At 60.9% G+C, this 1,754-nt stretch carries 2 protein-coding genes; one reads left to right on the top strand and one right to left on the bottom strand.

What is annotated here, in order from left to right; genetic code table 11:
* Positions 1–47: 47 nt before the first annotated feature.
* On the bottom strand, positions 48–362 hold the full coding sequence (gene tnpA, locus FH08_RS48770) for an IS200/IS605 family transposase (protein ID WP_200878826.1): 315 nt from the start codon (positions 360–362) through the stop codon (positions 48–50).
* 183 nt (positions 363–545) lie between these two features.
* On the opposite strand from tnpA, the gene FH08_RS0133780 reads away from it, so the two are divergent.
* Positions 546–1,754, top strand: a 1,209-nt coding sequence (locus tag FH08_RS0133780; RefSeq protein ID WP_031362597.1) for an RNA-guided endonuclease InsQ/TnpB family protein, incomplete at its 3' end; no start/stop codon positions are given.

The raw sequence follows: 1,754 nt of genomic DNA on the forward strand, positions 1-1,754 counted from the left end.
GGTTCGCTTGCGAACCCATAGGCGAAGCCGAGCGGATCAGGAGGGGGTCAAGCGAACGGTTTTGTTTTCGCATTCTTCGCGGCCGATTTGCGGGCGTGCTCCTCAGTGCCTTGCGCATCTACGTAAGCACGCACCGTTTCCAGCGTGGCGCCGCCGACACTCCCGACAAAGTACGCTCGGCTCCAAAACAACGGCTTTCGGTAGAACGGCGCCAAGTGATCGGCAAACCGGTTTCGTGTGCGCCGCGCGCTCGCCGTCTTCAAGTTGTTAATCAGCACCGATATGTCTAGCGCCGGATGGATGTCGATCAGCAGGTGCACGTGATCCGGTTCGCCGCCAAATTCCAGCAACTGCAGCGCCACGCCGATAGGATCTCGCCGAACGCCGTTTCTAGGTATCCGAGCAGATCCGGCGACAACGTCTTGCGCCGGTACTTCGTCACAAAAACGATGTGTAGCTTAAGGCTATAAACGGCATGAGAACTTGACCTATTGGCATTTTCCACGCTTGCACCTTACCGGTTAATTCGTGCTAGCGCAGCAGCTATGGAACGTCGCAAAGTCACATTCAAGCTGTATCCGAGTGCTCGCGAGGCCGAACGCCTCACGGGCTGGATTCGCTTGCACTGTGAGCTCTACAACGCGGCGCTCGAGGAGCGCATCGACGCCTACCGCAAGTACGGCAAGTCGATCAGCTACTACGACCAGCAGAACGTGCTGCCCGAGATCAAGGCGGCTCGTCATGAGTTCGTCGAGTTGGGCTCGCATGCGCTGCAGCAGACGCTGCGCAAGCTGGACCTCGCGTTTCAGGCTTTCTTCCGGCGCGTCAAGGCCGGCCAGACACCCGGCTTCCCGAGGTTCAAGGCCAGCAAGCGCTTCTCAGGTTTCTGCTATCCCGATCCGGCTGGCTGGACGCTCATGCAGCACGGCGGCCGTGGTGCCACGCTGCGCATCGGTAGCGGCAAGCACGCCATGTCGATCCGCGCGCGTGGCCAGCATCGTTTCGGAGACGGCGCCAAGCCCAACGACCTGACGATCACGCGCAAGAATGGCGAGTGGTTTGCGTGCGTCACGCTGCGCGTATCGGAAGACGCGTGCGCCCGTGTCCGCACTGGCGATGTGCACCGCGGCGTGGACTTCGGCATCAACGATTGGGCCACGTTCGATAACGGCGAGACGATCGCCAATCCGCGATTCGTGCGCAACGAGATGCCACGCATGGCGGATCTGCAGCGGCAGCAGGCGCGCAAGAAACGCGGATCCATTCGATATAAGCGGGTTGGCAAGCAAGTCGCGAAGGTGCACGAGCGCATCGGGAACTTGCGCCGCGAGTTCCTCCACAAGACGACGACGCGCATGGTGAAGTCGTACGCCGTCATCGCGACGGAAGAACTGCGCGTGAACAACATGAGCCGTTCGGGCGCCGGCACGCAGGACAATCCCGGGCGGATGGTCAAGCAAAAGGCCGGCTTAAATCGCGAGATTCTGTCGGCCGGATTGAGCATGGCGCATAACATGCTCGCGTACAAAGCGGTAGAAGCTGGTACGCGACTGCACGTTTCAAACACGCGTCAATTAAAACCGTCGCAGCGCTGCGCCATGTGTTGGGAGATCGTGCCCAAGACGCTTGCGCAACGCATGCACGTGTGCACGCACTGCGCACACACGGCACAACGCGACCAAAACGCCGCGTCGGTCGTCCTGATCGATGCGCACACGCCTGGAACGGGCGTGGCGGCGAGACCGAAACCGCTG

Origin of the sequence: Caballeronia sordidicola, assembly GCF_000729995.1 — a bacterium.
Classification (GTDB): Bacteria; Pseudomonadota; Gammaproteobacteria; order Burkholderiales; family Burkholderiaceae; genus Caballeronia; species Caballeronia sordidicola_A.